Below are 24,812 nucleotides of genomic sequence, written 5' to 3' on the forward strand. Positions count from 1 at the left end.
GGGGCCCCCGCAAGGCCGCCGCGTAACTCAGGCGAAGGCGTCCACGCCGGTCAGCTCCGCCGACAGGGTCCACAGCCGGGCCGCGGCCTCCGGGTCGCGGACCCAGGACTTGACCCCGCCGGCGAGCATGTCGTCGGCGTCGTCCGGCACCGGCTCGGCCAGGTCGCAGTCCTGGCAGTAGGCGCCGCCGTGCGCGTCGAGCAGGGGTGAGGTGGCCGCCCACACGGTGGTCGCCGCACCCTGCTGCGGCGTCTTGAACCCCGGCCGCGGCGCACCGGTCTGCGAGACCCAGCCGCGCTCCGCCCACTCCTCGCGCGGGATGTGCCGCTGGAGCGGGGTGAGGATCGATCCCGGGTGCACGGCGTACGCGTGCAGCCCGTGGCCGGCGCCGAGCCGGTCGAGGTGCAGTGCGAACAGGGCGTTGGCCGACTTGGCCTGACCGTAGGCGAGCCAGCGGTCGTACCCGGTGCGGAAGTCGATGTCGTCCCAGCGGACGCCGGTCAGGAAGTGACCGGACGAGGTGAGGGCGACGACCCGGGCGCCGTGCGGCGCGAGCGCCGGGCGCAGCCGGTTGACGAGGGCGAAGTGCCCGAGGTGGTTCGTGGCGAACTGGTACTCGCGGCCGGGCCCGACCCGGGTCTCCGGGGCCGCCATCACCCCCGCGTTGTTGATGACGAGGTCGAGGGTGCGGCCCGTGTCGAGGAGACCCTCGGCGAAGACGCGCACGCTCTCCAGATCCGCCAGGTCGAGCGCGCCCACCTCCGTCCCGCTGATCCCGTCGAGCGCCGCGCGCGCCGCGTCGGGGCGGCGCGCGGGCACGAGCACCCGCGCTCCCGCCGCGGCGAGCGCGCGCGTCGTCTCCAGGCCGAGGCCCGAGTAGCCGCCCGTGACGAGGGCCGTCCGGCCGGTGAGGTCCACCCCGGCGATCACGTCGGCGGCCGTGCTGTGCGCCCCGAACCCGCTGCCGATCCTGTGCTGCTGCGCTGTGCTGGTCATGCCGCGGCACGCTAGGTGCTGGAGTGCACACCAAGGCAAACGGACCCGCCTCAGCACACCAGCCGGGCCCGCAGCAGCGCCGCCGTGCGCCGGTCGACGCCGAGTCCTTCGGTGACGTACCGGTGGAGGCCGCCGTAGTCGGTCACGACCTGGTCGAGGGCGGCCGTGAGGTAGTCGGTGCGCACCTCCTGGAGCGGGACCAGCAGATCCGGATTCCGCATCGCACCGGACTGGGCGAGGCTCTCGCGCAGCTTCGCGTCGTAGGCCGCGCGGAAGGTGTTGGACGCCAAGTAGTCGTCCACGGCGGCCCGTTGGGACACTCCGAGCAGCCGCAGCAGGACGTACGTCGTCCAGCCGGTGCGGTCCTTGCCGGACGTGCAGTGGTACAGCAGCGCGCCGCGGCCGCCGTACGCGATGTCGTGCAGGGTCGCCGCGAACCGGGCGCGGTTGTCGGCGCCGGTCACGAACATCGGGTAGACGCTCCGCATGAACGCCGCCGCCCGGCCGCCGCCCAGCATCTCCTCCTGCCGCACCGGGTCCCGCGAGGCGATGGCGGTCAGGATGTGCGCGTACAGGCCGTTGTCGCTGACCGGACGGGCCACGCCGGTGACGCCCGCGGGCAGCCGGTCCGCGCCGTCGTACTGCACCTCCAACGGCACGCGGTAGTCCACCGCTTGACGCACACTCAGTTCGTCCAGCGTCGTCACGTCGGCGTCGGTGAGCTTGCTCAGGGCGTCGGCACGGTAGACCAGCCCGTACCGGACCCGGCCGCCGCCGGCGGCCCGGTACCCGCCGATGTCGCGGACGTTCACCGCTCCCTGCAGCGGGATCTGCCGGATCTGCCGGATCTGCCGGTTCGGCGGGGCGGCGGACGCGGCGGCGGTGGCGGCCGGGGAGAGCGCCGCGGCCGTCACCGTGCCGAGGGCGGCACCGAGCGCCCGGCGTCGCGTGAAGACTGCTCTGTTCGTGGCTGGCATACGTGAACTCCCCTGCGGAAGCGGCCGGTCGGCGGCCTGTGGATCACCCTGGTGTCGGCAGGGTGCCGAGCACGTGCCGGGCCTCCGCCAGCACGCGGTCGACGAGCTCCGCGCAGCTGGGCAGGTCCTCGATGAGCCCCGCGACCTGGCCCGACGCCATCACGCCGAGGTCGGTGCGGCCCTCGACCATGGACGCCTTCAGGAGCATCGGGGTGTTGGCGGCGAGCAGTACCTGGCTCCACGTGAGGTCCTTGCCGTGCTTCATGGCGAGCCCGTCCCTGACCAGCTGCGGCCAGGACAGACCGGAGAGCTTGCGGAACCCGGCGGCGCGCCGCACCGCTTGCAGCAGGGCGCGCGAACGCCCCGCGTTCTCCAGGGAGTTCACGAGGTCCGTGCGCAGCATGCGGTGCGGCAGACCGTCCACCGCCCGCGTCACCGTGACGTCCTTCACCGACGCCGCGAGATAGCGGGCCTTCACCGCGTCGGGCACCGTGGAGTCGGACGTCAGCAGGAACCGCGTCCCCATCGCGACGCCCGCCGCCCCGTAGGCGAGCGCGGCGACCAGGCCGCGCCCGTCGTGGAAGCCGCCCGCGCCGATCACCGGGATGTCGACCGCGTCCACCACCTGCGGCAGCAGCACCGACGTCGCCACCTCTCCGGTGTGGCCGCCGCCCTCGCCGCCCTGCACGATCACCGCGTCCGCGCCCCACGCCGCGACCTTCTCGGCGTGCCGCCGCGCCCCGATCGACGGGATGACGACGACGCCCGCGTCCTTCAGCTCGGCGATCAGCTCGCGCGACGGGGCCAGCGCGAACGAGGCGACCCGCACGCCCTCGTCCACGATGATCCGGACCCGCTCCCGCGCGTCGCCCGCGTCGGCCCGCAGGTTCACCCCGAAGGGCTCCTCGGTGCGGGACTTCACCTCCCGTACGGCGGACCGCAGTTGCTCGACCGTCATCGTCGCGGAGGCGAGGATGCCGAGCGCCCCCGCGTTCGCCGACGCCGACACGAGCCGGGGTCCCGCGACCCAGCCCATGCCGGTCTGGACGATGGGGTGGCGCACGCCGACGAGCTTGGTCAGGGGCGTGCTGAGGGTGAACGCGGCGTCGCTGCTCATGCGGACGGGACCTCCCGCTCCCGCGTCCCCTTCGGGTCGACGACCTCCCGGATCAGCCGCAGCTCCTCGGGCGTGGGCTCACGGGTGAACGGCACCTCGCCGCCCTCCGGCAGCGCGAGCAGGAACCCCGTCGCCGCCTGCACCTCCTCGACCGTGACCCCCGGGTGCACGGACGCGAGCCGCATCGACCGGCCGGGCGTCTCGAAGTCCAGGACCGCCAGGTTCGTCACGACGCGCGGGATGCGGTGGAAGCGCGTCGCCGACGGGCCCGCCGCGGCCGCGCTGTCGTACCCGACCCCGCTGATCATGTCGACCTTCTCGACGAAGACCCGCGGACTGTGCCTCGGCACCCAGTAACTCACCGGATTGTTCAGGGTGTTGACGGGCGCGCCGCGCACGCCGAGCAGCTGCCGGTCGGGCCGCGCCCAGTCGCCGATGCACGAGATGTTCTGGTTGCCGAACCGGTCGAGCTGGCTGGCGCCCATCATCACGTGCCGCTTGCCGCCGGTCACCATCGCCAGGTGCTGGCGGTACGGGAGCCAGCCCTCGGCCGCGCCGTCGGGGCCGACCAGCATCGCCTCGCCGTCGGTGAGCAGCAGATCGGGGGAGAAGGTCCGCCTGGCGAGCCGCGCACCGGCGGCCGGGATCAGGCCCATGGGGCTGGCGAGCACCTCGCCGTCGCCGCGCCAGGCGTCGGCGCAGGCGATCACGCAGTACTCGGCGCGGGTCGTACCGGCTGTCGTGCCGGCCGTGGTGCCGGTGGCCGTGCCGGGGGTCGTGGGGGTCACTTCTGCTCCTCGTGCCAGGCCTGGACGGCGGACTGGTACTGCTTCTCGTCGCCGTCCGGCGGCAGGAACCGCTCGGCGAACTCGGGCCAGGGCGTCGTCGCGTACATCTTCTGGAACGCCTCGTCGCGGTCGTGGTCGGGCACGCAGGACGTGAAGTGCGCGCCGTTCGGCGTCTCGACGACGCCCGACACCGCGTGCCGCTTGACGAGCAGCGACTGCGGCACGACGTCGCTCCCGAAGCCGTCGACCAGGCGCTCGCAGGAGACGTACGCCGCGTCGGTCGCCTCGCAGAACAGGTCGTCGAAGTACGGGTCGGGGCCCAGGTACTGTCCGTTGCCCCGCCGGTCCGCGCGGTTCACGTGCACCAGCGCCGCGTCCAGGCGCAGCGCCGGCATCGCGACGAACGTCTCCCCGTCCTCGTACGGCGAAGTGACCGTCCGCAGCCGTGGGTTGACCCGCATGACGTCCGAGCCGATGCCCGCGCGCACCGGCAGGAACGGCAGCCGGTTCGCCGCCGCGTGCAGGCCCCACATGAACATCGCCTCGTCGACCTCCTCCAGCTCGAACGCGCCCTGCTGGCGCGCCGCCCGGAAGTGCGGTTCGAGCGGGATCGAGTCGAGCGTCACGAACGCGGCGACCAGCTTGCGGATCTTCCCGGCCGCGGCGAGCAGTCCGACGTCCGGGCCGCCGTACGAGACGACGGTCAGGTCCGTCACGTCGCTCCGCAGCAACGCCCTCACCAGCGCCATCGGCTTGCGGCGTGCACCCCAGCCGCCGATGCCGACGGTCATGCCGCTGCGCAGCCGGGCGACCACCTCGTCGGGCGTCATGGTCTTGTCCGTCATGCTCCGGCCGGTCGTGCTCCGGTCGGCCCTGCCCTGGTCGGTCATGGTCACTCGTCCTCCTGTCCGAACGTGTCGCGGACCCGGTCGGCGACGCCGCTGAGGTTCGCCTCGAAGGTGAAGCCCTGCTCGAAGCGGTAGCTGCGGTGCACGTCGACGGGGTCGATCCCGTTCAGCGCGGCCTTCGCGAGCCGGATCAGATAGCCGTCCTTGCGTGCGATGTCCCGGGCCAACTCCAGTGCACACGCCAGAAGTTGCTCGCGCGGCACCACCTTCCACACCGACCCGTGCGCGTGCAGCTCGGCGGCGGTCACGGTGCGCGAGGTGTAGAAGAGGGTGCGCATCAGGTGCTGGGGGACCAGACGGGCCAGGTGCGTGGCCGCGCCGAGGGCGCCCCGGTCCAGCTCGGGCAGGCCGAACGTGGCGTCGTCGCTCGCCACGATCGCGTCAGCGTTCCCCACCAGCCCGATGCCGCCGCCCAGGCAGAACCCGGCGACGGCCGCCACCACCGGCACCTCGCACCGGTACACCGCCGAGAACGCCTCGTAGCAGCCGCGGTTGGCGCCGATCAGCGCTCGGTGCCCGCCGCTCGCCGAGGCCGTCTCGCGCTGCATCTCCTTGATGTCCACCCCGGCGTTGAACCCCCGGCCGCCCTCCGCCGCCGTCAGCACCACGCAGCGCACGTCGGGATCGTGGCCGGCGGCGCGCACGGCGTCCGCCAGGTCGTACCAGCCCTGCACCGGCAGCGCGTTGACCGGAGGGAAGTCCACCGTGACGACGGCGATCCCCTTTTCGGGCGATGAGGTGGAGACACCCATGGCGCTCAGCTACCTTTCCACCTAACGTTTGTTTGGTAGTGCATGACCGTAGCAGGCGACGGAGGTCGGCGGAATGGGTCGGGGAGCGAGCCGGGCGGCGCACGGGGGCGGGGGCGCGCGATGGATCTGACGGGACGGGTCGTCGTGGTGACGGGCGGCACCAGGGGAGTGGGCGCCGGGATCGCGGGCGCCTTCGCGCGGGCCGGGGCGCGCGTCGTGGTCTGCGCCCGCAGACCGCCCGAAGTGCCCCTGGAAGGCTGCGAGTTCGTCTCTCTCGACCTGCGGGACGGCGCCGCCGTACGAGACTTCTTCGCAAGCCTCGACCGGGTCGACGTCCTGGTGAACAACGCGGGCGGCACGTCGTACCGGCTGCTCGGCGAGAGCGATGCCGAGCGGCACGCCCGCGTCATCGAGCTGAACCTGACGGCGCCGCTGACCGCGTCCCTCGCCGCCCGCGAGCGGCTCGCCGCGGCGCGCGGATCGATCGTGATGATCGGCAGCGTCAGCGGCACCCGGCCCTCGCCGGGCAGCGCGGCGTACGGGGCGGCGAAGGCGGGCCTGGCGAACCTGGCACGGTCGATGGCCGTCGAATGGGCCCCGGAGATCCGGGTGAACACCCTGGTCCTCGGCATGGTCCGCACCGAACTCTCGGCGCTGCACTACGGGGACGAGGAGGGCATCGCCGCCGTCGGCGCGACCGTGCCCCTGGGGCGGCTCGCCGAGCCCCGCGAGGTCGGTGAGGCGGCGGTGTTCCTGGCGTCGGACGCCGCCTCGTACATCACCGGGGCGAGCCTGCTCGTGCACGGCGGCGGGGAGCGCCCCGCCTTTCTCGACGCGGCAACGGTCAACAAGGAGGCGTGAGATGACGGACACGGACACGGATCAGGGTGTGGCGCCGGCGGGCGGCGGTCTGTGCGCGGGGCGCGTGGTCGCGGTGACCGGGGCGGGGCGCGGCCTGGGCCGCGCCCATGCCCTCGCGTACGCCGCCGAAGGGGCGAGGGTCGTGGTGAACGACTTCGGGGTGGGCCTCGACGGACAGCCCGCCCCCGACAGTCCGGCCGCCCAAGTCGTCGCCGAGATACGGGAGTCGGGCGGCGAGGCGGTCGCCCACGGCGGTGACATCGCGACGACCGAAGGGGCCGCCTCGCTCGTCGCCGCGGCCGTCGACACCTTCGGGCGGCTCGACACGCTCGTGAACAACGCCGGGTTCCTGCGCGACCGGATGCTGGTGAACCTCGCCGAGGACGACTGGGACGCCGTGCTGCGGGTCCACCTCAAAGGCCACTTCCTGCCGCTCCAGCACGCCGCCGCCCACTGGCGCGCCGAGGCGAAGGCGGGCCGAACCCCCGTCGCCCGCGTCGTCAACACCTCGTCCGGAGCAGGCCTGTTGGGCTCGGTCGGACAGGGCAACTACAGTGCCGCCAAGGCCGGGATCCTCGGCCTGACCCTGGTGGCCGCCGCCGAGATGGGCCGGTACGGGGTGCAGGTCAACGCGATCGCGCCGGCCGCGCGCACCCGGATGACCGAGGCCGCGTTCGCCGAGACGATGGCGGCACCTCAGGCGGGCGCCTTCGACGCGATGGACCCGGCGAACGTCTCACCTCTTGTGGTGTGGCTCGGCTCCGGCGCGGCCAGCGACGGGGTGACCGGGCGGGTCTTCGAGGTGGAGGGCGGCCGGATCACCGTGATGGAGGGCTGGCGCCCCGGCCCGACCGTCGACAAGGGCGAGCGGTGGACCCCGTCCGGCGCGGGGGACGCGGCGCGGGAGCTGGTGGGGCGGGCGGAGGCACCGGGGGCGGTGTACGGGGCTTCCTGACGGCCCGGTGGGGCGGGCTTCTCCTGCGGCCGTCCGGCGTGGGCTTCCTGGCGCCCGGGTGGGCCGGACCCGGCCGTTCCGCCCTAGCGTGAGGGCGTGGACGCCGAGCTGTTCGTGGGGCGTGGGGACGCGCTCGCCGTACTGGAGCGAGTGCGGCGGGCCGCCGGGGGCGGTGTGCCGCAGCGGGTGCTCGTCGAGGGCGCGGCCGGGGTCGGCAAGACCGCACTGGTCCACCGGTTCCTCGACGACGTCGGCGCGGTCCTGTACGCGAGCGGGGAAGAGGCCGAGAGCGGGCTCGCGTTCGGCGTCGTGGAGCAGCTCCTCGGCGGGCGGGCCGGGCGCGCCTGGACCGACCCCGTCGAGGCCGGGGCCGCGCTCCTCGAAGCGATCGACGAGGCACAGTCCGCGGCGGACCGGGCCGCGGGGCAGCGGGGCGCGGGCGAGCGGGCCTCGGGTGAGCGGGCCGGGGGTGGGCGGGCCGCGGGTGAGCGGGGCAGGGGCAGCTGGGGCGAGGGTGAGCTGGCCATGGGTGAGCGGGGCGGAGGTGGGCGGGCCGCAGGTGAGCGGGGCAGGGGCAGCCGGGGCGAGGGTGAGCTGGCCACGGGTGACCGGGAGGCCGGGGGCCGGGGCGTCGTCGCGCTGGTCGTCGACGACGCGCAATGGGCCGATCCCGCCTCGCTGACCGCGTTCGCCTTCGCCGTCCGGCGGCTGCGCGCGGACCGGGTCGTCGCGGTGACCGTGGCCCGCGACGCCCAGCAGGCCGGGGTGCCGGCCGGGGTGCGGCGGCTCTTCACGTCGGCCGGGGCCGTGCGGATCGGGCTCGACGGGCTGGGCCCCGACGAACTGCGGAGCCTCGCGGCGCGGGTCGGCGGGGTACGGCTCACCGCGCGTGCGGCGGCCCGTCTGCACGCCCACACCTCCGGCAACCCGCTGCACGCCCTGGCGCTCCTCGACCAGGAAGGACGGACGCTGATCGAGGCACTGGAACGCCCCGACGTCACACCCCCCGCCCCCAAGTCGTTCACGGCCCTGGTCCTGTCCCGCCTGTCGACGTGCGACGCGGCGACGGAAGCCCTGGTGAGCGCGGCAAGCGTGCTGGGCTCACACGGCTCTTTCGCGGCGGCGGAGACCTTGGCGTTCGGCGGGACGGGTCCCGACGGGGGCGAGGCGGGGGAGGATCTGGCGCCGAGTGGGAGGGGCGCCGACGGGGGCATGGCGGGGAAGGGGCCGGCGTCGAACGGGCAGGGGGCCGATGGCACGTGCCCCGACAGGGGCGCGGGGAACTGCGCGACAAGCCACGACGAACACGCACCCGGCAACGGACCACCCCCACCCACAGACCTCGCCCTCCACGCCCTGGAGGCAGCCGCAGCCGCAGGCCTCCTCACGGCCCCGCCGGCCACCGGCACCTTCCGCTTCCCCCACCCCCTCGTACACGCCGCCGCCTACCACCGACTGGGCCCCGCCCGGAGGGCCTCGCTGCACCGCGCCGCAGCGAACCTGACCGACGACCGAGCGGCAGCACTCCGCCACAGAGCGCTCGCCGCCCCCGGCACCGACGAACCCCTCGCCGCAGAACTGGCCACCGTAGGAAGGGAGTTCGCGGCACGCGGAGCCTGGTCCGGCGCCACCCGGCAACTCGCCGACGCCGCCCGCCTCACCGCCCGAAGGGCACTGCGCGAGCGCTACACCCTGGAATCCGTCGAGGCGGGCCTGCTGGCCGGCGACGTCCCCGACGTCGCCGAAGCAGCCGCACGCATAGGCGAGTTCGAACCGAGCGCCTGGCGCAGCTACCTGCTCGGCCGGCTCTTCCTCTTCGACATCGGCCGCTCCCGCGCGCTGCTCACGGACGCCTGGCAGCGCTGCGACCCCGGCCGCGACCCCGTACTCGGCGCCAGGATCGCCGCACAGTTCGCCGCCCTGTACGGGAGCACGGCACGCGGCGCGGAGATGGCCGAATGGGCGGAGCTCGCACTGCGCCTCGCCCCCGCGGACACCGCCACCGACATGATCCGCTACCTGCGGCTGAGCGGACTCGCCCTCGGCGGGCGCGCGGAGCAGGCGCTCGACGGACTCGGTCCGCTGCCGGACCCCGCCGTGGCCTCGCCCGCCCAGCTGGAGGAGCTGCTCGGCCGCGGCACCCTGCGCGAGATCAGGGGCGATCTCACCGGCGCCGTACGGGACTTGACCGGTGTGCACGCGGCGGCCAGGACCCGCGCCGCATCCTTCCGCGTCGTCGCGGCCACCGCCCTCGCCTCCGCCGAACACCGCATCGGCGCCTGGGACGACGCACTCGCTCACGCCGACCAGGCCCTGGGCCTCGCCGCAGACACCGACCAGCCGCACATCGCTCTCTACTGCCGCATGATCGCGGGCCAACTCCACAGTGCACGGGGCGCGTTCGGGCGTGCGGAGGCGCACGCCAGGGTCGTCGCCGAGTACGCGCGCCAGGGCCACACCAACCCCGTCCTGTGGGCGGCGCTCGCCCAGGCGCAGCTGGCCCGGGCCCGCGGCCGCCCCGAGGAGGTGGTCCTCGCCCTGGAGCCGCTGCCCGCCCTCGCCCGCCGCGGCGACATCGAGGAGCCCGGCCTGACACCGTGGCGGGACGTGCTGGCCGACGCGTGGAGCGCGCTCGGCGAGAGCGAGCGGGCCGCCGAGGCCCTCGCCCCGTACGAGGTGCTCGCCGTGCAGCGCGGCCACCATGGTGCCCTGCTGCGCGCCGCCCGGGCCCGCGGCACCCTGGAGGCGGCCCGTGGCGACACCGCCGCGGCCGACCGCGCCCACCGCGCCGCCCTCAAGCACGCACCGTACGTCGAGGCCCCGTTCGACCGGGCCCTGGCGCATCTCGCGTACGGCGCCTTCCTGCGCCGCACCGGCAAGCGGACCCGCGCGGCCGAGCAGCTCACCCGGGCCAGGGAGCTGCTCGACCGGCTCGGTGCCGGGCCCGATCTGGCGCGCTGCGCACGGGAGTTGGCGGCCTGCGGCCTCGACCCGGCCGGCCCCCGGGAACGTACAGGCGGGGGCGCCGCCCTGCTCACCCCGCAGGAACTCGCCGTGGCCCGCCAGGTCACCTCGGGCCTCACCAATCGGCAGGTCGCCCGCGAACTCGTCATCAGCGTCAAGACCGTCGAGTACCACCTCGGCCGGATCTACGCCAAGCTCGGCGTCGACTCCCGCACCCGCCTGGCCGCCCGCCTCGACGGCAGCGACCCGCTCCGCGCCGCCCGCTCCGGCGCGGACCGGGGAAACCCCTAGGCCGCACCCTGGGGCACCCGGCCGCCCCCGCGTCCTACGGTGCTCTACGTCGTCCGCGCGGACGGCAGAGAACCAGCACGGGGGAACAGCACGGGGGAACAGCACGGGGAACAGCACGGGGAACAGCACGGGGGAATGCACAGATGCCACATCGAACCTTGTCACGGACGTGCGCGGTCACCCGGCCGTCGCAGCACACCTCCTACGACTACTACGACCATCACGACCACCACACCCACGATGCCCGCCACGAGACCATCACCACCGTCCCGGACGCCCGGGGCAGGGCCGCCGTCGACCACGTCGTCCGCGAGCTCGCCCTCGCCGCCGACAAGGTGGCCGCGCACTACGCGGATCCCGCCAAGTATCCGATGCCCACGGACCGTTCGGCGCCGGAGCAACTCCTCGCCGAGCGGTTCTACGACGTGCCGGACGACCGCAAGAAGCGGGCCGCGGCCACCGTGCTCGCCGAACGGGCGGACGGAGCGGCCCGCGTGGCCCGCCTCGGCGGCCTGGCCCGGGTCGATCTGTGCTCCCGCGTGTCGGTGGAGGCGCAGGTGAGCCGCCTGCCGCTGCCCGCTCAACTGGCCCTGCCGGTAAGGGTGTCGGCCGTCCGGTCCGCAGGCGGCCTGCCGGAACCGGTGGGCCCGAGCACCGCCCCGCCGCTGCACCACCTGGAACTCCGCGTACAGCACGTGGTGTGCCGCGACGAGACCGACGAATGGGGCGCAGACCCCGTCAGGATCGCGGCCGTCTGCGTCGGCCCGGACGGCGCCGCGCACCGCACCGACCTCTTGGAGGGGGGCCGGTTCAACAGCGGCGACACCGTCGCCTACGGCCCGCCCAGGCCCCTGCACCGCTTCACCCTCGCGGATCCGGCCCATCCGGCCCATTCGGGCGATCCAGGTGATCCAGGTGAGGTGGTCGATCGTGCCGTGGCCGCGGGGCGGGTCCCGATGGGCCCGGACGCGTACCTGGGGCTGCTCGTCCTGTCCACGCAGGACCCGCGCGACGCGCGCGACGGTGACGCGCTGGTCGACCACGTGGCTCGGCTCCTGGCCCTGGCCCGCCGCAAAGTGGGCGCGCTGCTCGGCCCGGCCGACCCGCGGGTGCCGGCCGCCGCGTGCGTGGTCGTCGGCGAACTCTTCGACCGGCTGCGCCGGCGCCACGGCGACGACACGTTCCGGCCCGTCGCGCTCCGTGCCACGGTGCCCGCCCACACGTCCCGCTGGCCCGACGGTCGCACGGCCTGCGCCGGAACGACCGCCGACTTCCGCGGATACGGCGGCCACTACCAAGTGACGTACGACTGGCGGCTGTCCGCCTGAGACGGCAGTACCGGGGGAGCGCCGCCGCCCGTCAGCGCGAGAGCCGGGCGGCGGCGTCGCGCTGCAACTCGGCCGTCGCCGCCAGGAACCGCGTCACCGTCCGCAGCTCCTCGGCGTCGAAGTCCTCGCACACCCTGACCACGTCCCGCGCCCAGTCGACGAAGAACGCGGTCAGCTCGGCGATCCTGCCCCGGTCCAGCTCGATGACCAAGCGCCGCTTGTCCGTGGCGTGCTTGACCCGGCGCACGGCCGTGCTTCCTGAGCAGGTCGAGCGTCTTGGACTCGGTCGGGTTCAGGCCCTGGGACGCGGCGACGGCCGTGTGGAACATGATTGTCGACGCGCTCTGCTCGCGCCCCGTCTCGGTGGGGACGCGCGACCGCCTTCGACCTCTGCTCGGCGGGGTTGCGGGGTCGCGTTCAACTCCCGCGCGGGAACGTCCACTCCAGCCGGTTCCTGGCCCGTACGTCGCCCAGGGCGCGGGCGCCGTCCAGTGCCACGTCACGGGCGTAGTCGCCGGGTGGCGTGCAGGCGAGCAGCTTCGCGAGCGCGTCCACGGCGCGCGGGTCCTGCCGGACGGCGAGCCCACGGGCCGCCTCCGCCGCGACGTCGTCCCGGGGGTCGCCCAGCAGGGCGGCCAGCGCGGCCCGGATCTGCGGGGTGTCCGCACCGGTCCCGGCGAGTGCGGCCGCGGCCCATGTCCTGACGTCGGGGTCGGTGTCGCGCGTGAGCGTGAGGAGGGCGTTGACGGCGGTGGCGGTGGCGGTGGCGGTGGCGGTGGCGACCGTGACGGTGTCGCCGTCCCCGTCCCCGTCGCGGGTGCCTTCACCGGTCTCACCGGCCGTAATGGCCTTGCGGCCGCTGCCACCGATGCCACCGGTCGACCCGCGCAGGGCGAGAGCGACGGCACGCCGGACCTCGGGATGCGGATGCCCCGCGAACCGGACCACCTCCGGCACGGCGGCGGGATCGTTCACCTGGCCCAACGCGCCGATGACGGAGCGGAGTTCGACCCAGTCCGGGACTGCGGGAGCGAGTCCATGAGTGGAGCCATGAGCGAGTCCATGAGTGGAGCCATGAGCGAGTCCATGAGTGGAGCCATGAGTGGAGCCCGGAGCGGGGTCGGCGCTCGCGCCCAGACGTGCCGCCAGGCCCACCCTGTCGCCCGCCGCCACCGCGCCGCTCCCGGCCTCCGCGCCCCGCGCCATCCTCCGCAGCGACGGGAACGCCCGGCGGGCGAACGGGTACGACCCGTCCGGACCCGGCACCCCCAACTGGCCCAGCACGTCCGCCGCGAAGGCCCGCCGCAACGGATCCCGGTCCACGCACCACGCCACCGCCGCACGGAACGTCGCGTCGTCGCCCCGCCGCCGCAGCACCGCCATCGCCTCCACCCAGTCGTCGTCGTCCGGGTCCCCGCGCCGCACCGCCCGGTCCGCGAGCTCGCCCGGGGACGTCGGGATTCCCAGTTCGGCCTCCAGGAGCGTGGCGATCGCGGCGTGGCCGGTCTGCTGGTCGTTGCCGCTCGTCGGACGCCCCGCCTCGTCGAGCAGCTCCACGACCACCGTCACCCCGCCGTCCTCCGGGAACCGCTGCGTCACCGCCTCCCGGTCCGCCCCGCCGACCGCCGACTCGGCCAGCCCGGCCCGCAACCACTCGGCCACGTCCACGCCCAGCCACCGCCGCGCCTCAGCCAACGCCTCCGCCCGCCCCGGCGCCCCGTGCTCCAGGAGCGCCCGCACGCATCCGGTCGACCCCCGCCGCGCGGCCGCGACCAGCGGCAACTCGCCGCCCGCGCCCGGCAGCCGGGCGTCCGCGCCACCGTCGAGCAGCGCCCGCACCGTCCGCTCGTGCCCGCGCTGCACCGCCCACGTCAACGCCCGGAACCCGAACTCCTCCACCGCGTCCACTCTCGCCCCGGCCCCGAGCAGCGCGCGGACCACCTCGGCGTGCCCGCCACAGGCCGCCCCGCACAACGGGAGGTCCGTACCCCCGCTGAGCCGGTCCGGATCGGCCCCGGCCGCCAGCAGCAGCCGTACGATCGCCGGCTCGTCGCCCACCGCCGCCACGTACAGGGCGCTCTGGCCGTCCTCGCCGCACACGTCACCCGGCACCCCGGTGCGCAGCACGCGCACCACCGCGTCCTCGTCACCGCTGTGCACCGCGTCGAACAGGCCGGACACACCTGCCTTCAGCTCGTCGTCCATGCCTCGACCCTCACCCCGCGGACCCCTCGTACGCAACGCAATTGGGACCCGACGGGGCAAAACCTTCGCCTGGAACCTTCGTCTGGAGCCTTCGCCTGGAACCCTCGACAGGGGCGGCACCACCGCGGCCGACGACCTACGTGTCGCACTCCAGGACCGTCCGGCACAGCCCGCACCGCGCCCGCACCCGGCCGCGCACCGGGACCCGGATCCGCTGGTGGCACGTCGGGCAGGGGAACGTCACCCGGAGCCCGGACCGGCCCTGCGGCCCCTCCGCCGTGAACGCGTAAGGGCCCGCCGGAGCAGGGGCCCCGGCGCCGTGGTCCTGCGCGTACCGGCGGTCCTTCGCGTACCGGCGGCGGCCCGCCCAGCCGGCCGCCACCAGCGGTGGCTGCTGCTCGTCGCGCCGCGCCTGCGCGAGCCCCTTCGTGTACGAGGTGTACGCCTGCGGGCTGGTGAACCACGTCTCCGGCGCCTCGCCGAACACCAGCGACCGCTTCGCCAGCACGTACCCGAACTCCTCCGGCGTCAGATAGCCGAGCTTCTGCGACGACGCCGCGTCCTCCCGGTACGCGTCCAGCAGCAGCCAGCCGGCGCCCAGGTACGTCGCCGCGACGTCGGTCAGGATCTCGTTGTCCCGCGTCCCCGGGAACGACAGGTCCAGCCGGTGCAGGTACACGTGCATGATCTCGTGCGCGAGCGCCGCCCCGATGTCCCGCCGGTGCGTGCGGAACCGGTCGTTCAGCTCGATGAAGTACTCCGGCCCCGCGGCCAGTTCGACGCTCGCCGCGTGCTGCATCTCCCGGAACCCGATGATCATCCGGGCGTCCGGCAGGTGGTAGTGCCGCACCAGCTCGCGCGCCACCCGCTGCGCCCCCAGGTACAGGTCGTCCTGGTCGCAGAAGGCGACGTCCACCGGCGCGACGCTCGTCGCGAAGGTGTGCACCGTGTCGTAGGAGAGGCGCTTGTACAGCGCGGTGATCGCCGACCGCACGGTCTCCAGATGCGGATAGCCGTGCACCACCGGCCCGCCGTTCGCCACGCGCGCACCCCCTGGGGCCGCCGGGCCGTGTCCCCCCGGGGTCCGCCCCCGGACCCGGCGCTTTCAGAGTACGGCGGCCCGGCCTCACCGGGACAGCACGCGCGACCTCGCCCCACCGGTCCCGGGCGGAGCCGGAGGGGAGGGGCGGGTCCCGCCACTTCCCCAGCGCACGCCCACCCACAGATGTCACACACACTCCACCGGGACCGGCACCGGCACGGGCCCACGCCGCCCCCGGCCCCGGCCGCCCCGACTGTCCCGACGACCCCAACCGCCCCGACGGCCCCAACTACCCCGCCCACCCCCACCGTCATTAGTCCAACACCTCTCGCTCCTTTGTCCATGGGCGCCTTCGCCCCGCCCGGCGCATCGTGATCGACGAGCCAAGCCCCCGTGAGAAGGAGTGCGCCGTGCACGTGCAGCCCGCAGGGCCCAGCCGGAAGGTCGCCGAGCGCGCCCCGTCCACCGCATCGTCGGGCGGGGCGGAGCCCGTGGCCGGACCGAGCCGCCGGTCCGTCGTCACCGCCGGTGCCGTCGCCGGAGCGGGCGCCGCCCTCGGCCTCGGTGCCACGGGGACGGCCACGGCCGCGGGCCGCCCCGCGGACGGCGCCGTCCTGCGCTCGCGCGACCTCGACGTCCGCGTCGCCACCGGATTCCCGGCCGTCGTCTCCTACACGGACCGGGCCACGGGTGCCGTCCTGCACGCGCAGCCGGACCCCGTCACGACCGTCCTGATCGACGGCACGGAGCACACCCCGAAGGTGACCTCCACCCTCGCCGCCGACCGGGCCGACTACCGGCTCACCCTGACCGGCGGCACCACCGTCGACGTCCGCATCTCGGTCGAAGGGCACCGCGTCGACTGGCGCGTCACGAAGATCACCGACACCCCCGGTCTGCGCGTCGGCACCCTGCGCATACCCGGCCTCGCCCTCCTGTCCGTCCGCAGCGACCAGCCCGGCGCCGCTCTGCTCGGCGCCAAGGTGCAGCTCGACAAGGCCAAGAGCGGCGACACCCTGGTGACCCCGCGGGCCGACAGTCCCGCCGAGCCGCCCACCGGCTGCGCCTACGCCGTCGTCGCCCACGACGCCCTGGGCGGCGCGATCGAGACCAACACCGTCTACGACAAGCCCGACAGCGCCGCGGGCACCACCTGGGACAACGGCAGGCTGTGGCGCGAGACCGTGCGCGCCGACGGTCACACCGCCGCCCGCCTCACGCCCGGCGAGTGGACCCACCGCGCCGCCACCGCCCCGGTCGACGCCACCGAGCCGCTGCCCTGGGCGAAGGTGATCATCACGCGGGACCGGAACGGCGACGGCGTCGTCGACTGGCAGGACGCCGCGATCGCCTTCCGCGACATCGCCCACACCCCGCTCGGCGCCGACGAACAGCATCTGCGCGTCGTCCCGCACATCCCGTTCAACTTCGCCTCGCAGGCCACCAACCCGTTCCTGGCCACCCTCGACGACGTCAAGCGCATCCACCTGGCCACCGACGGGCTGCGCCAGTACACGCTCCTCAAGGGCTACCAGTCCGAGGGCCACGACTCCGCGCACCCCGACTACGCCGGGAACTACAACACGCGCGCGGGCGGCCTCGACGACCTCAACACCCTGGTCCGCGCGGGCAGGAAGTGGAACAGCGACTTCGGCGTCCACGTCAACGCCACCGAGTCCTACCCCGTCGCGCACGCCTTCTCCGAGACGCTCGTCGACAAGACGAACGAGCAGTGGGACTGGCTCGACCAGAGCTACCGCATCGACCAGCGCCGCGACCTCGTCTCCGGCGACATCGTCAAGCGCTTCGCCGACCTGCGCCGCGACACGGACCCGGGCCTCAACACCCTCTACATCGACGTGTTCCGCGAGTCCGGCTGGACCTCCGACCGCCTCCAGCGCACCTTCCGCGAACAGGGCTGGAACGTCACCACCGAATGGGGCCACGGCTTCGAGCGGTCCGCCCTGTGGTCGCACTGGGCCACCGAGACCGACTACGGCCCCGACACGTCGCGCGGCATCAACTCGCAACTGATCCGCTTCATCCGCCACCACCAGAAGGACGTCTTCGCCGACAAGTGGCCCACCCTCCTGGGCATCGCCCGCATGGGCAACTACGAGGGCTGGACCGGCAAGACCGACTGGTCGTCCTTCTACCGCCTCATCTGGACGGACTCGCTGCCCGCCAAGTACCTCCAGGCGCAACCGGTCAAGACGTGGGGCGAGCACGAGATCACGTTCTCCGGCGCCACGAGGACCAGCGTCAGCGACGCGGACGGCACCCGCCGCATCACCACCGACAGCCGCCTCGTGTACGACGGCGGCACCTACCTGCTGCCCTGGGAGCCCCGCAAGGCCACCGATCCGGCGAAGCTGTACCACTACAACCCCAAGGGCGGCACGACGAGTTGGGCCCTTCCGCGCGCGTGGGCCAGCAGGAACCGGGTCGCCCTGTACCGGCTCACCGATCAGGGGCGGGTGTTCGTCTCCTACGTGTCGGTGGTGGGTGGCAAGGTGACGCTGGACGCCGATGCCGATCAGCCCTACGTCGTCTACAAGACGCGCACTGATCTGGACCGCGCGCCGCAGTGGGGAGAGGGCACGCCCCTGTACGACCCCGGCTTCAACTCCGGCTCCCTGAAGGGCTGGACCGTCTCCGGGCCCGCGACCGTCGAACGCAGCGCCCTCGGCGACCACGAACTCGTCATCGGCGCGGGCTCCGCCGCCTCCGTCTCCCAGCGGCTCGCCCGCCTCGCGCCCGGCGACTACGCCGCGTCCGTCCAGGTCGAGGTCGGCGCCGAAGCGGGGGAGACCCGCACGGCCACCCTGGAGGTCCGCACCGCCGACGGCGTCACCGCGGCCAACCGGACCGAGACGTCCACCGCAGGCAACTACGTCGCCGCCGACCGCAAGCACGGCACCCGCTTCCAGCGCCTCTTCACGTACTTCACCGTCCCCGAGGGCGGCGGCCCCGTCACCCTCGCCCTGCGCGCCGCCGCCGGCCGGCCCCGCGTCCGCTTCGACAACGTGCGCATCGTGCGGGCCGACAGGCCCACCACGCCCCGGGGAACCCTGGTCAGCGAGGACTTCGAGCACGTGCCGCAGGGCTGGGGCCCCTTCGTGAAGGGCGACGCGGGCGGCGCCACCGACCCGCGCACCCACATCGCGCAACGCCACGCGCCCTTCACCCAGCGCGGCTGGAACGGCAAGGCGATCGACGACGTCATCGACGGCACCCAGTCCCTGAAGTCGCGCGGCGAGAACACGGGCCTCGTCTACCGCACCGTCCCGCACACCGCGCGCTTCGCCCCCGGCAAGCGGTACCGCGTCCGCCTGCGCTACGAGTGCGAGCTGGCCGGCCAGTACGCCTGGATCACCGCGGTGGACGCACCCGGACCGCGCGAGCTGGACCGCACGGACCTGCCGGTCGCCACCCAACCGGCCACCCTCGCCTACGAGTTCACCGCACCCGAGGAGGGCGAGGCCTGGGTGGGGCTGCGCAAGACCGGCGACCACGGCACCGCCGAATTCGCCCTGGACGCCTTCGAGGTCACCGAGGTCACCACAGGCTGAGCGACCGCCGGGGACGGCCCCCGCGCCCGCGGCCGTCGGGTCACCGGCCCTTCGGGGGGGCGGGTGGAGGGCGCCGGACGGGCTGCCGGGGACCACCTCGGGCACCGCCGAGTTCACCTACGAGTTCACGGCGCCCGAACAGGGCGACGCGTGGGTGGGACCGACCCCGAACGCCTCCGACGGCGGCGCGGTCGTCATCGACCGGTTCACCGTGACCGACTCGACTGACCCCACCGAACAACACGAGGGGCCGGTCCCGCGACCCGGGACCGGCCCCTCCTCGTACCCGCGACCCCTCAGGGCCCGGCACTCAACGCAACCGCACCCACGGCTCCCGCGCCGCCCGGTCGGTCTCCAGGACCCACACCTCGTTCGTCCCCTCCCGCAGCACGGGACCCGGCACGTACAACGCCTCCTGCGGACCCGCCGACCAGTAGCGGCCCAGACAGAACCCGTTCACCCACACGAACCCCCGCGCCCAGCCCGGCAGCCCGAGCGCCGCGTCCCCCGCGCCGGCCACCTCGAACGAACCCCGGTACAGGCCCGCACGCCCCTCGCCCGGCCCCTCCGAAGGCAGCGCCGCCACCCGCTCGGGCACGAACGCGTCCAGACGCAGCCCCCGCGCCCGCACCCCGTGCAGGAACTGCCGCTCGTGCAGCAGACCGCCCGTGATGCCCTTCGGCTCCCCGGTACGCGGCCCGTAGTTGACCCGGCCCAGCGACTCCACCCACAGCTCCACGCGCGCGTGCCCCGCCACCGGCTCCGCGAGCTCCGGCTCCGCCTCCGTGAGCACACCGGCCCGCTCCCCGTCGACGTACACCACGGCGATGTCCCGCAGCCCGGCCGCCCGCAGCGGATACGCCTGCCGCGGTCCCGGCACCGTCACCGCGTACCGCACCAGACCACGGTCCACGTCCAGCGCCTCGAACGACGGCGGCGTCGCCGACTCCGACTCGGGGCCGCCCAGCGCCGCCAGGACCCCGTCGAGCGGCGTGAACGACGTCAGCTCGGCCTCCACCGGCGCCCCGAGCACCGCGGGCGCCCGCGGAACCTCCGGCACCGGCTCCTGCGCGTAGCGGCCCAGCACCTCCCGGAACAGCCAGAACTTCTCCGTGGGCCGGCCGAACTCGTCGATCGGCGCGTCGTAGTCGTACGACGTCACATCAGGCTCCAGCGGTCCGTCGTGCAACGCCCCGCCGCCCCGGTTCGCGCCCGCCCAGCCCCCGAAACTCGTCCCCCCGTGCGCCATGTACAGATTGACCGACGCACCGCACTCCAGGATCTCCCGCAGCGCGTCGGCCGCCTCCGCCGCGTCCCGCACGGTGTGGTCCGCACCCCAGTGGTCGAACCAGCCGCACCAGAACTCCATGCACATCAGCGGACCCTTGGCACGGTGCCTGCGCAGCGTCGCGAAGCCCTCGCGCGCGCGGGAGCCGAAGTTCACCGTCGCAAGGACCCCCGGCACCGAACCCCCCGACAACATGTGGTCCTCGGGCCCGTCCGACGTGAACAGCGGCACCGTCACCCCGAGCTCGACCAGCAGATCGGCGACCGCCCGCAGGTAGAGATGGTCCGAGCCGTAACTGCCGTACTCGTTCTCCACCTGCACCATGATCACCGGGCCGCCCCGGTCCACCTGCCGCTCCACGATGTACGGCAGCAGCACCCCGAACCAGCGCTCCACGGCGGCGAGGAACTCCGCGTCACGCGTACGGATCCGCGACCCCAGGGGACCCGTCAGCCAGTGCGGCAGCCCACCGTTCTCCCACTCGGCACAGATGTAGGGACCCGGCCGGGCGATCACCCACAGCCCCGCCTCCTGCGCCGCGTCCAGGAACCGGCCCACCGCCGCCACGTCGGCCACCTCACCGGGACGCGGCTCGTGCAGGTTCCACGGGACGTAGGTCTCCACACAGTTCAGACCCATCGCCTTCAGCATCCGCAGCCGATGCGCCCACTGCTCCTCGTGCACCCGGAAGTAGTGCAAGGCACCCGACAACAGCCGCACCGGCCGCCCGTCCACCTCGAAGTCGTCCTCGCCCACCCTGAACTCGGCCATCTACGTGCTCCTCTTTGCCTGACGGGCGCATCACCCACCGGTCGCCACCATCACCTCTGGCGGGCGACGGGGTCCATGGACAAAGATCGGCTGGTGTTGGACGGGGACGCCGACACGAAACACCACGGGAGGGGACACATGTCCACGTACCACACCTGGATGCGGTACTTCACACCCAGCCCGGTCCACCACCGCCTCGGCCTGGTCTGCCTCGGCGTGGGACTCCAGCACGGGCTGCTGCCCACCGTCGGACCGCGCACCCTCGACCACCACGTCGCCGTCGTCGTCACCGCGGGCGGCGGCTGGTACCAGGACGCCCAGGGCCGCCGCACCACCGTCACCGCACCCGCCCTCATCTGGCTCACCCCCGGCCGGCCCCACCACTACGGACCCGACCCCGACACCGGCTGGGACGAGTGCTTCGTCGACTTCACCGGCCCGGCCACCACCACGTACACCGAACTCGGCTACATCGAACCCGACCGGCCCGTCGTGCCCCTCTCCGACGCCGCCCAGGCCCGCGCCGCCGTCGGCCGCATCGCCCGCGCCGCCCGCCGCGGCAACCCCCTCCTCGAAGTCGAGACCGGCGCCGCCGTCCACGAACTCCTCGTCGCCCTGCGCCGCGCCCGCGCCGACATGGCCCCCGACGGCGACCCCGTCCTCCAGGCCCTCGCCCGCGACGCCTTCCAGCCGCTGTCCGTCGCCGAACACGCCGCCCGGCACGGCATGACCCCCGCCGAACTGCGCACCGCCGTCCGCCGCGGCGCCGGCTGCAGCCCCAAGGACTACCTCCTCGGCATCCGCCTCGGCCGCGCCAAGGAACTCCTCGCCGCCACCGAACTCCCCGTCGCCGCCGTCGCCCGCCGCGTCGGCTACGACGACCCCGCCTACTTCTCCCGCCTCTTCACCCGCCGCGTCGGCACCGCCCCCGTCCGCTTCCGCGAACAGCAGGGCCGCGCCGTACCCGGCGGCTGGTCCGACAAGATCCCCGACCCCGACGACCCGCCCATGCTCCACGTAGGCTGATCCGTCATGACCACCAGCAAGCCGCCCCAGGAACAGCCGGCCGTCGACCCGGAGGTGCGCGCCGAACTCGGCCGCCTGCGCGACAGCATCGACAACATCGACGCCGCCGTCGTCCACATGCTCGCCGAGCGCTTCAAGTGCACCCAGCAGGTCGGCCACCTCAAGGCCCACCACGCACTGCCCCCGGCGGACCCGGCCCGCGAGGCCCGCCAGATCGAGCGCCTGCGCCAGCTCGCCGAGAACGCCAAACTCGACCCCGCCTTCGCCGAGAAGTTCCTCAACTTCATCATCAGCGAGGTCATCCGCCACCACGAGCAGATCGCCGAGGACACCAGACGCTGACCCCACGGGCCGGGGGCAGCCCTGTCCCGATGTCAGTGCCATCAGGCAGCATGAACCCATGCCCGTACTGACGCGCGACGAAGCGCAGACCCGAGCCCGACTCATCGACGTCCAGCGGTACACCGTGGACCTCGACCTCACCCGCGGCGCCGACACCTTCGACTCCCGCACCGTGATCCGGTTCACCGCGCGCGCCGCAGGCGACACGTTCGTCGAGCTCAAGCCCGCCGATCTGCGCTCCGTCACCCTCGACGGGCAGCCCCTGGACCCCACCGCCCTCGACGGCAACCGACTGCCGCTCACCGGCCTCACCGAAGGCCCGCACGAGCTCGTCGCCGACACCGCCATGCGCTACTCGCACACCGGCGAGGGCATGCACCGCTTCACCGACCCCACCGACGGCGAGACGTACGTCTACACGCAGCTGTTCATGGAGGACGTCCAGCGCGTCTTCGTCGCCTTCGACCAGCCCGACCTGAAGGCGCTCTTCGACCTCACCGTCACCGCGCCCGAAGGCTGGACGGTCCTCGCCAACAGCGTCACCGAGCACCTGGGGGAGGGGAAGTGGCAGGCCGCCACCACCCCGCTCCTGTCGACCTACCTGGTCGCCGTCGCCGCCGGCCCCTGGCACTCCGTCCGCACCGAGCACCGCGGACTCCCCTTCGGCCTGCACTGCCGCCGCTCCCTCGCGCCCCACCTCGACGCCGACGCCGAGGAGATCCTCGACATCACGCGCGCGTGCTTCGACCGCTACCACGAGAAGTTCACCGAGCCCTACCCCTTCGACTCCTACGACCAGGCGTTCGTCCCCGAGTTCAACGCCGGAGCGATGGAGAACCCCGGACTCGTCACCTTCCGCGACGAGTTCGTCTACCGCTCGGCCGTCACCGACACCGAGCGGCAGACCCGCGCCATGGTCGTCGCCCACGAGATGGCCCACATGTGGTTCGGCGACCTCGTCACCCTCCGCTGGTGGGACGACATCTGGCTGAACGAGTCGTTCGCCGAGTACATGGGCTACCAGACCCTCACCGAAGCCACCCGCTTCACCGACACCTGGGTCGACTTCGGCGTCGCCCGCAAGGCCTGGGGCTACGACGCGGACCAGCGCCCCTCCACCCACCCCGTCGCCCCCGAAGCCGTCGAGGACACCGCCTCCGCCCTCCTCAACTTCGACGGGATCTCCTACGCCAAGGGCGCCTCCGCCCTGCGCCAGCTCGTCACCTGGCTCGGCGAGAAGGACTTCCTCGCCGGGATCAACATCCACTTCCAGCGCCACAAGTTCGCCAACGCCACCCTCGCCGACTTCATCGACTCGCTGGCCTCCGGCGCCTCCGCCGACCGCGACGTCCACGCCTGGGCCGACGCCTGGCTGCGCACCACCGGAGTCGACACCCTCACCGCCCGGGTCACCGACACCGACACCACCTGGACCCTCACCGTCGACCAGCAGGGCAGCCGCCCCCACCGCATCGCCGTCGGCCTCTACGACCGCGACCCCGCCGACGGCCGCGCCTTCGTCCTGCGCGAGCGCCTCGACGTCGACGTGCCACAGACCGGGCCCCGCACCTTCCACGGCCCCCGCCCCGCCCTGATCGTCCCCAACGACCAGGACCTCACCTACGCCAAGATCCGCCTCGACCCCGCCTCCGAGGAAGCGGCCCTGCGCGGCCTCTCCGGCATCCCCGACCCGCTCACCCGCGCCCTGCTGTGGAACACGCTGCGCGACATGGTCCGCGACGGCCAACTGGAGCCCGCCGCCTACCTGGAGACCGCCGGCGCCCACCTCGCCGAGGAGAGCGACCTCGCCCTCGTCCAGGGCGTCCTCACCTTCGCCCACACCCAGGTCGCCGACCGCTTCAGCACCCCCGCGGAGCGGCCCGCCGCCCTCACCCTCCTCACCACCCTGTGCGAGGACCTGCTCCGCCGCACCGAGGACGGCAGCAACCCCGGCCTGCGCCTCACCGCCGTCCGCCACCTCATCGACGCCGCCCAGTACGCCGACGTCATCCGCGGCTGGTACGACTCCGGCACCGTCCCCGGCGGCCCCGAGCTCGACCCCGAGCTGCGCTGGCGCATCCTCGGCCGGATGAGCGTCCTCGGCGCCGTCGACGAAGCCGTCATCGAGGCCGAACTCGCCCACGACCCCAGCGCCACCGGACAGGAAGGCGCCGCCCGTTGCCACGCCGCCCTGCCCGACCCGCAGGCCAAGGCCACCGCCTGGGACGCCCTGTTCACCACCGACCCCGACCGCGAACTCTCCAACTACCTGTTCACCGCCACCGCCCAGGGCTTCTGGCAGCCCGAACAGGGCGACCTGCTGCGCGGCTACGTCCCCCGCTACTTCACCGACGCCACCGCGCTGGCCGCCCGCCGCGGCCCCGCCATCGCCGAAGCCGCCGGCCGCCACGCGTTCCCCGTCCACGCCATCGACACCGACACCCTCCGCCTCGGCAACCAGTGCCTCACCGAAGGCACCCCCACCCCCGCCCTCCGCCGCAAGCTCGCCGACCAGCTCGACGACCTGGCCAGGGCACTGAAGGTCCGCGGAGCCTGACCCCCGGAAGGCGCCTCCCGGGGCGCGGGCCCGACCCGCACCCCCGGGGGCGCCGACCCCCTACCACCCCCA

18 protein-coding genes are annotated in these 24,812 nt (G+C 74.0%); 8 read left to right on the forward strand and 10 right to left on the reverse strand.

From position 1 onward, the window contains the following. Positions 1 to 27 precede the first annotated feature (27 nt). Genes RBJ77_RS05765 through RBJ77_RS05790 form a run of 6 tightly spaced genes read right to left on the reverse strand, consistent with a single transcriptional unit; the run spans position 28 to position 5,538 of the window. Positions 28 to 996, reverse strand: coding sequence for an SDR family NAD(P)-dependent oxidoreductase (locus RBJ77_RS05765; protein ID WP_372343982.1), 969 nt, complete (start codon positions 994 to 996; stop codon positions 28 to 30). Positions 997 to 1,046: 50 nt separating this feature from the next. Next, the gene (locus RBJ77_RS05770; protein WP_372343983.1) at positions 1,047 to 1,973 is read right to left on the reverse strand and encodes a tyrosine-protein phosphatase; all 927 of its coding nucleotides are present in this window, start codon (positions 1,971 to 1,973) and stop codon (positions 1,047 to 1,049) included. Between the two features lie 43 nt (positions 1,974 to 2,016). After that, entirely contained in the window at positions 2,017 to 3,090 is a 1,074-nt protein-coding gene (locus tag RBJ77_RS05775; protein WP_372343984.1) for an NAD(P)H-dependent flavin oxidoreductase, read from the reverse strand. Next, positions 3,087 to 3,878 carry a CoA-transferase subunit beta gene (locus RBJ77_RS05780; RefSeq protein WP_372343985.1) on the reverse strand — a complete coding sequence of 264 codons (792 nt, stop codon included), beginning with the start codon at positions 3,876 to 3,878 and terminating at the stop codon, positions 3,087 to 3,089. The genes RBJ77_RS05775 and RBJ77_RS05780 overlap by 4 nt, the downstream gene beginning before the upstream one ends. Next, positions 3,875 to 4,723 (reverse strand): CoA transferase subunit A, encoded by an 849-nt coding sequence (locus tag RBJ77_RS05785; RefSeq protein ID WP_372344015.1) that lies wholly within the window; start codon positions 4,721 to 4,723, stop codon positions 3,875 to 3,877. The genes RBJ77_RS05780 and RBJ77_RS05785 overlap by 4 nt, the downstream gene beginning before the upstream one ends. A 47-nt stretch (positions 4,724 to 4,770) precedes the next feature. Continuing rightward, positions 4,771 to 5,538, reverse strand: coding sequence for an enoyl-CoA hydratase family protein (locus tag RBJ77_RS05790; protein ID WP_372343986.1), 768 nt, complete (start codon positions 5,536 to 5,538; stop codon positions 4,771 to 4,773). Between the two features lie 120 nt (positions 5,539 to 5,658). Here RBJ77_RS05790 and RBJ77_RS05795 point away from each other — a divergent pair, with 120 nt between their 5' ends. The 4 genes from RBJ77_RS05795 (at position 5,659) to RBJ77_RS05810 (ending at position 11,937) form a co-directional block, all read left to right on the forward strand. Beyond that, entirely contained in the window at positions 5,659 to 6,399 is a 741-nt protein-coding gene (locus RBJ77_RS05795; RefSeq protein ID WP_372343987.1) for an SDR family oxidoreductase, read from the forward strand. A 1-nt stretch (position 6,400) separates the two neighbouring features. After that, positions 6,401 to 7,354 (forward strand): SDR family oxidoreductase, encoded by a 954-nt coding sequence (locus RBJ77_RS05800; protein ID WP_372343988.1) that lies wholly within the window; start codon positions 6,401 to 6,403, stop codon positions 7,352 to 7,354. A 96-nt stretch (positions 7,355 to 7,450) separates the two neighbouring features. Then, positions 7,451 to 10,609 (forward strand): LuxR C-terminal-related transcriptional regulator, encoded by a 3,159-nt coding sequence (locus RBJ77_RS05805; RefSeq protein ID WP_372343989.1) that lies wholly within the window; start codon positions 7,451 to 7,453, stop codon positions 10,607 to 10,609. A gap of 158 nt (positions 10,610 to 10,767) precedes the next feature. Next, positions 10,768 to 11,937 (forward strand): hypothetical protein, encoded by a 1,170-nt coding sequence (locus RBJ77_RS05810; RefSeq protein ID WP_372343990.1) that lies wholly within the window; start codon positions 10,768 to 10,770, stop codon positions 11,935 to 11,937. Positions 11,938 to 11,968: 31 nt separating this feature from the next. On the opposite strand, the gene RBJ77_RS05815 is transcribed toward RBJ77_RS05810, so the two are convergent. The 3 genes from RBJ77_RS05815 to RBJ77_RS05825 form a co-directional block, all read right to left on the reverse strand. Continuing rightward, entirely contained in the window at positions 11,969 to 12,184 is a 216-nt protein-coding gene (locus RBJ77_RS05815; RefSeq protein ID WP_372343991.1) for a hypothetical protein, read from the reverse strand. 170 nt (positions 12,185 to 12,354) lie between these two features. Continuing rightward, complete coding sequence (locus RBJ77_RS05820) at positions 12,355 to 14,142, reverse strand: ankyrin repeat domain-containing protein (RefSeq protein WP_372343992.1); 1,788 nt, start codon at positions 14,140 to 14,142, stop codon at positions 12,355 to 12,357. A gap of 136 nt (positions 14,143 to 14,278) precedes the next feature. Next, positions 14,279 to 15,184, reverse strand: coding sequence for a hypothetical protein (locus RBJ77_RS05825; protein ID WP_372343993.1), 906 nt, complete (start codon positions 15,182 to 15,184; stop codon positions 14,279 to 14,281). 491 nt (positions 15,185 to 15,675) lie between these two features. Between RBJ77_RS05825 and RBJ77_RS05830 the strand changes: the two genes are divergently transcribed. Beyond that, on the forward strand, positions 15,676 to 18,756 hold the full coding sequence (locus tag RBJ77_RS05830) for an endo-alpha-N-acetylgalactosaminidase family protein (protein WP_372344016.1): 3,081 nt from the start codon (positions 15,676 to 15,678) through the stop codon (positions 18,754 to 18,756). Between the two features lie 310 nt (positions 18,757 to 19,066). Here RBJ77_RS05830 and RBJ77_RS05835 read toward each other — a convergent pair whose 3' ends face one another. Next, complete coding sequence (locus RBJ77_RS05835; protein ID WP_372343994.1) at positions 19,067 to 20,815, reverse strand: beta-galactosidase; 1,749 nt, start codon at positions 20,813 to 20,815, stop codon at positions 19,067 to 19,069. A gap of 138 nt (positions 20,816 to 20,953) precedes the next feature. On the opposite strand from RBJ77_RS05835, the gene RBJ77_RS05840 reads away from it, so the two are divergent. The 3 genes from RBJ77_RS05840 to pepN are packed head-to-tail and all read left to right on the forward strand — an operon-like array spanning position 20,954 to position 24,740. After that, positions 20,954 to 21,841: an AraC family transcriptional regulator gene (locus RBJ77_RS05840; protein WP_255983425.1), complete on the forward strand. Its 888-nt coding sequence runs from the start codon at positions 20,954 to 20,956 to the stop codon at positions 21,839 to 21,841. A gap of 6 nt (positions 21,842 to 21,847) precedes the next feature. Continuing rightward, on the forward strand, positions 21,848 to 22,183 hold the full coding sequence (locus RBJ77_RS05845; RefSeq protein WP_372343995.1) for a chorismate mutase: 336 nt from the start codon (positions 21,848 to 21,850) through the stop codon (positions 22,181 to 22,183). Between the two features lie 58 nt (positions 22,184 to 22,241). Continuing rightward, a complete protein-coding gene (gene pepN / locus RBJ77_RS05850) occupies positions 22,242 to 24,740 on the forward strand; it encodes an aminopeptidase N (protein ID WP_372343996.1) in 2,499 nt (832 codons plus the stop codon). Positions 24,741 to 24,812 lie beyond the last annotated feature (72 nt).

Source organism: Streptomyces sp. KL116D (assembly GCF_030766975.1).
Taxonomy (GTDB): Bacteria; Actinomycetota; Actinomycetes; order Streptomycetales; family Streptomycetaceae; genus Streptomyces; species Streptomyces longispororuber_A.

Bases quoted from the DNA above. Each gene is read 5' to 3' on its own strand.
- RBJ77_RS05795 (WP_372343987.1), top strand. From the start codon at position 5,659: ATGGATCTGACGGGACGGGTCGTCGTGGTGACGGGCGGCACCAGGGGA.
- RBJ77_RS05840 (WP_255983425.1), top strand. From the start codon at position 20,954: ATGTCCACGTACCACACCTGGATGCGGTACTTCACACCCAGCCCGGTC.
- RBJ77_RS05820 (WP_372343992.1), bottom strand. From the start codon at position 14,142: ATGGACGACGAGCTGAAGGCAGGTGTGTCCGGCCTGTTCGACGCGGTG.
- RBJ77_RS05790 (WP_372343986.1), bottom strand. From the start codon at position 5,538: ATGGGTGTCTCCACCTCATCGCCCGAAAAGGGGATCGCCGTCGTCACG.
- RBJ77_RS05775 (WP_372343984.1), bottom strand. From the start codon at position 3,090: ATGAGCAGCGACGCCGCGTTCACCCTCAGCACGCCCCTGACCAAGCTC.
- pepN (WP_372343996.1), top strand. From the start codon at position 22,242: ATGCCCGTACTGACGCGCGACGAAGCGCAGACCCGAGCCCGACTCATC.
- RBJ77_RS05800 (WP_372343988.1), top strand. From the start codon at position 6,401: ATGACGGACACGGACACGGATCAGGGTGTGGCGCCGGCGGGCGGCGGT.
- RBJ77_RS05770 (WP_372343983.1), bottom strand. From the start codon at position 1,973: ATGCCAGCCACGAACAGAGCAGTCTTCACGCGACGCCGGGCGCTCGGT.
- RBJ77_RS05845 (WP_372343995.1), top strand. From the start codon at position 21,848: ATGACCACCAGCAAGCCGCCCCAGGAACAGCCGGCCGTCGACCCGGAG.
- RBJ77_RS05835 (WP_372343994.1), bottom strand. From the start codon at position 20,815: ATGGCCGAGTTCAGGGTGGGCGAGGACGACTTCGAGGTGGACGGGCGG.
- RBJ77_RS05785 (WP_372344015.1), bottom strand. From the start codon at position 4,723: ATGACGGACAAGACCATGACGCCCGACGAGGTGGTCGCCCGGCTGCGC.
- RBJ77_RS05765 (WP_372343982.1), bottom strand. From the start codon at position 996: ATGACCAGCACAGCGCAGCAGCACAGGATCGGCAGCGGGTTCGGGGCG.